This is a genomic window from Micromonospora sicca (genome assembly GCF_003172935.1).
Lineage (GTDB): Bacteria > Actinomycetota > Actinomycetes > Mycobacteriales > Micromonosporaceae > Micromonospora > Micromonospora sicca.
In genome coordinates, this window is record NZ_QGKS01000097.1 from 1 (window position 1) to 5,272 (window position 5,272).

Below are 5,272 nucleotides of genomic sequence, written 5' to 3' on the forward strand. Positions count from 1 at the left end.
GTCCTGGCACTGCCCTCCCCCTCACTCCCCGAAGGAAGCGACGTGAGTAGAACCCCCACACGACGCGGCCGCGCAGCGGCTGCGGTCGTCGCGTCGGTGTTGACCGCCGGCGCCCTCACCACAGCGTTCGCCGGATCCGCCAGCGCCCAGCCGTCCGCCACCGTTGTCAAGAGCAGCGCCGCAGGGTGGAGCCCCACCGACCAGGACCGGCTGGCCGAGGCCCGCGACAACGGCCAGCAGAAGGTTACGGTCCTGGTCGGAGCGCAGTCCGGGCAGGCCGGCACCGTCGCCGACGGCCTCGCCGGCCTCGGCGCGGACGTGCTCTACCGCGATGACGACCTGAGCTACCTGCGGGCCAGCGTGGCCGTCGATCGGGCCGACCGGGTTCCGCGGCTCAGCGGCGTGCAGACCGTCGAGATCGACGCACCGGTCCCGCTACCGGACCCGGCCCCGGACGCCTCCCAGGCCCCGGCACCCCAGCCGGCGCCTGGCAAGAACACTCCCGCCGCCAACCCGTACATGCCGATCAACGACATGGGCGCGGCGCAGTTCGTGGCCGAGCACCCCACCCTCGACGGGCGCGGTACCACCGTCGGCATCATCGACACCGGCGTCGACCTGGCACACCCGGCCCTGCAGAACACCACCACCCGTGAGCGCAAGATCGTCGACTGGGTCACCGCGACCTCCCCGACCGACGACGGCGACCCGACCTGGATCAGCATGGCCAAGAACGTCTCCGGGCCGAGCTTCACCGTGGACGGCCGCACCTGGACCGCGCCGGGCTCCGGCTCCTACCGCTTCGGCGTCTTTAACGAGCGGGACGCCGCTCTCGCCGGTGAGGTCGGCAACGACGTCAACCGGGACGGCAACCCGACCGGCAGCAGCGGCCTCTTCGGCGTTCTGTGGGACGGCGGCACGACCGTCTGGGTCGACACCAACCAGAACGGCTCCTTCGCCGAGCAGACCCCGATGACCGACTACAAGCTCCGCTACGACGTTGGCACCTTCGGCACCGACAACCCGGCGACCCCGATCGCCGAGGCGATGCCGTTCGTGGTGCAGGTCGACGGCAAGGGCAAGTTCGTCAACATCGGCATCGTCGCCGGCGCGCACGGCTCGCACGTCGCCGGCATCACCGCCGGCAACGGGCTGTTCGGCGGCAAGATGACCGGCGCCGCGCCGGGCGCCAAGCTGGTCTCCGTCCGGGTCTGCATGTTCGTCGGCGGCTGCACCTCGCACGCCCTCATCGAGGGCATGATCTATGCCGCCAAGCAGGCGAACGTCGACGTCATCAACATGTCGATCGGTGGCCTGCCGTCGCTCAACGACGGCAACAACACCCGGGCGCTGCTCTACAACCGCCTCATCGACCAGTACAACGTGCAGATGTTCATTTCGGCCGGCAACAGCGGGCCGGGCACCAACACCGTCGGCGACCCGTCGGTCGCCGAGAAGGTCATGAGCATCGGGTCGTACATCACCGACGCCACCTGGCGGGCCAACTACGGCTCCAGCTCGCCGTACCAGGACAACCTGCACTACTACAGCTCTCGTGGCCCAGCGGAGGACGGCGGCTTCAAGCCCAACATCGTCGCCCCCGGTTCGGCCATCTCGTCCATCCCCACCTGGCAGCCGGGCGGCCCCGTCACCGGCACCTACGAGCTGCCCCCGGGCTACGCCATGTTCAACGGCACCTCGATGGCCTCTCCGCAGGCCGCCGGTGCCGGGGCGCTGCTCGTCGGCGCCGCCAAGGCGCAGGGCTTCCAGCGCAAGCCGGCTCAGCTCCGGCAGGCCATGATGTCCTCGGCCCGCTTTCTCGACAACATCGGCGCGTACGAGCAGGGCGCCGGCCTGATCGACGTGCCGGCGGCGTACGACGTCCTGCGCAAGAACATCAAGACCGTCGACATCACCTCCTCAGTGCCGGTGAACACCGTGCTGTCCGGCTTCCTCGCCACCCCCGGCGTCGGCGTCGGCATCTACGACCGTGAAGGCGTCACGGTGGGCCGCAAGTACACCCGCACCTACACCTTCACCCGCACCACCGGCGGGTCGAAGGCCGTCACCTACAACCTGTCCTGGGTGGGCAACGACGGCACCTTCTCGTCCGGCACCTCAATGGCTCTGCCGCTGAACAAGCCCGCCGAGGTACCGGTCGCGATCAACCCTGCGACGCCAGGCGCGCACTCGGCGATCCTGCGACTGGACGACCCGGCGACCACCGGCGTCGACTACCAGACGATGAACATGGTGGTCGCCCCGTACACCTTCGCGGCGGCGGACAACTTCCAGGTGACGATCAACGGCAAGGTCGGCCGTAACCAGTCGCTGCGCTACTTCTTCCGCGTGCCGGCGGGTACGCCGGCGCTGAAGGTGGACTTCACCGGCCCGTCCAGTGAGCCGGGCGCCGGCCAGGCGCGGTTCCTGCGCTACCACCCGTACGGCGTGGCGATCGACGACAACGCCTCCACCTCCTGCTTCGTCCCGGCCGCGGGCGCCTGCGCCACCGGGTCACCGAACAGCCGCACCACCTCCAACCCGCTGGCCGGCGTCTGGGAGGTCACCGTGGACGGCCGGCGTACCTCCGACGCGGAGTGGACCAAGTTCGCGTTGACCGCCTCAGTTCTCGGCGCGACGGTCTCCCCGAACCCCGACGTGATCGACTCCGCCACGCTGAACGTGCCGGTGTCCCGGTCGTACTCGCTGACCAGCACGCTCGGCTCGTTCACTGGCCGGGCGGTCGGCGGCACGCTGGGCAGCGCCCGGCAGGGCCAGTTCACCATCGGCAACCGGACCGTCCAGGAGTACGACCTGACGGTGACCCCCGGTTCCACTCAGATGCGGGCCACCATCGGTGGCACCTCCGACCCGGCCGCCGACCTGGACCTGTACGTGCTCAACTGCACGTCCGGGACCTGCGTGGAGGCCGGGCGCAGCGCCGACGGCGACTCCGAGGAGTCGGTCACCATCGCCAACCCGGCGGCAGGCGCCTGGAAGGTGCGTGTCGACGGGTACTCGGTGCCCTCCGGCTCGACCAGCTACAACTACATCGACGTCTTCACCAACCCGGCCTTCGGCACGGTCGCAGTGAGCGACGCGAACGCGCCGCGCCCCAGCGGCACCTCCTGGACTGTGCCCGGCTCCGTGACCGTCAAGGCCGCCCCTGCCACCGGTCGAATGCTGTACGGCACGGTGCAGGTCCGCACCGACACCAACATCCTGATCGGCAGCGGTGACATCGTTGTACGGAACGTAGGCTGACGCTCCTTGAGGCAGGAGGCCCGCCCCCGGTTCTCGGGAGCGGGCCTCCTCGCGTTCGTCATACTTCCGATCCGCCGGCCGTCCCATAAGCCTTCGATCCCGCTGGTCCGGTAGACGATCGTGTCGTTGCGGTTGCCCGGCTGTGGCTACTCGCCGGGCCCCACTGCCCGTGCAGACCTGGGAGGACGCAATGGAGGTGCACGCCGGGCGTACCCCGTATCGCCGCTGCGCATCCCCGGCCTGCCCACCGACATCGCCGAGCTCAGCCTCGCCTGCCTGGCGGCCGACCCGACCCGCCGGCCTACGGCGGCACAGCCCGCCACCCGGTTCGGCGCCCGCATTTCTTGGTGCTCCGATGGTGATCGGACGTCGGCGAACTGGCGGGGATACGCGGTTACCTGATTGGACGTGCGTCTCTTCCAGGGCAACTCGAATCCATCGCTTCCCATGGATGGACTGCTGGACCTGCTGGTATCCGCCGGGACGGAGCGGGAGCGGGGCGTGCTGGTCGAGCCGACCTCGCAACGCATAGATAATCATCTGTCTACGGATCAGAAGGTTAGGGGTTCGAGTCCCTTCGGGCGCACCACTTGAGCAGGGAATATAGCCGATCGGCTATATTCCCTGCTTTCGTATGGGTCACGTGTGGGACACGGTTGTGGCACATGTTTGCGCAGGTCAGGGGCGGTTTCTCCGGCAGTTGCACCCCCTCGGGCGGCTCCCGACCGCCGAGCAGCCACGGAGCAGCACGATCCACCATCTTGGATTCTTGGGTTGCGACAATGGGGAAGCGGTGCGCCTGATTCCGCAGGTAGCGGCCTTGGCTTGTTGCGCACCGAAGGAGACCCCGGCAGCTCGACCACCTGATTTACGATCAGATGGTCCCAGGAACAGAGACAGCTTCGACCGAGACGGCAGGCTGGGCGTGCCGATCTTGACGCCAATGCCGGACATCAAGGTCAGAACCTCGACGAGAGGGTGCTCGTCGAGCACCTGTCCAACTCATCGGTGACCTGGTCGCGTTGGCGCGGCACGACGTTCCCGAGGTGGTAGTTCCATACCCCGAGCCGGGTTGTCGGTGATCAGGCGATCGCGGTGCGCGCCGCTGAGGGCGGCCCGCAGGGTGGCGTGGATGTGCTGCAACGTGCAGACAGTTTGGGGCTGCCCGGCCCGGTTGCGGGTGCCGGGCGATCTGCTCCAGGGGGTGGTTCGTGGGCAACATTCCCCTCGAGATGCGCGCAGTGCAGGACACCGGCTACACGCAGCGCAAGAGCTACGACGTGAACGGCACTCCGGAAGGCACAACCTGGACGCCCATGATCTACTCCCCGGTCCGGCTGGTGAGGGCTGAGATGACGTACTGGTGCAGTGGCGTCGGCGACTGCGTGGTCGGCGCGGCGACTGACGAGAACCCAGTCCGAACGAAGTGGACGTGACCTGATCGTAGGCCCTCGTCGGCCGACGCTCTCGCGACGGCGAGCGAGGGCCTACAGACGTACTGCGGCGTCGGTCAGCACGGTCAGTCGGCCAGCAGGTCGACATGGCCGGGCAGGTCGACCTGCTGGCCGAGGTTCTCCGGCTCCCACGGGTAGCGCCCCAGGTCGCGGCCGCGGACCTCCTCGTGCCGGTTGGACCGGGCCTCGAGCCACGGCATCGGGGCCTGGCTGACGATGAACGTGTAGCCGTCGTTGTCCTGCTTGACGACCATGTAGCGGTGGGTGGTGCCGCCGTCCCCGGCCGGCACGCCACCGATGTACGGCTGGTGCCGCATGTCGCCTTCCCAGCCGACGGTGGAGTCGGCGAGGGCCAGTACGGCCCAGATGGCCCACCGGGCGCGGTCGGAGCCGGCGTTCCGGTCCGCGAGCCAGGCCGGGAGCGGGATTACGAGGTCGTGCACGATTAGGACCCGGCAGTGCTTGTATGCCTGGTTCGGTTTGGTGGTTTGCCTACCGTTCGGCGCAGCGGTCGGAGACCAGTCCGGCGATGGCGAGCGTGGTGTCTTCGAAGT

Annotated in this window: 3 protein-coding genes; 2 read left to right on the forward strand and 1 reads right to left on the reverse strand. The window is 68.7% G+C overall.

What is annotated here, in order from left to right; all coding sequences use genetic code 11:
* Window positions 1-42: 42 nt before the first annotated feature.
* Together DKT69_RS03690 and DKT69_RS03700 are read left to right on the forward strand one after the other, a co-directional pair.
* Window positions 43-3,264: a S8 family serine peptidase gene (locus tag DKT69_RS03690; RefSeq protein ID WP_109800191.1), complete on the forward strand. Its 3,222-nt coding sequence runs from the start codon at window positions 43-45 to the stop codon at window positions 3,262-3,264.
* A gap of 1,211 nt (window positions 3,265-4,475) precedes the next feature.
* A complete protein-coding gene (locus DKT69_RS03700) occupies window positions 4,476-4,700 on the forward strand; it encodes a hypothetical protein (RefSeq protein ID WP_109800192.1) in 225 nt (74 codons plus the stop codon).
* An 83-nt stretch (window positions 4,701-4,783) separates the two neighbouring features.
* Here the strand turns inward: DKT69_RS03700 and DKT69_RS03705 are convergent, their stop codons facing one another.
* Window positions 4,784-5,161 (reverse strand): hypothetical protein, encoded by a 378-nt coding sequence (locus tag DKT69_RS03705; protein WP_109800193.1) that lies wholly within the window; start codon window positions 5,159-5,161, stop codon window positions 4,784-4,786.
* Window positions 5,162-5,272: the final 111 nt, after the last annotated feature.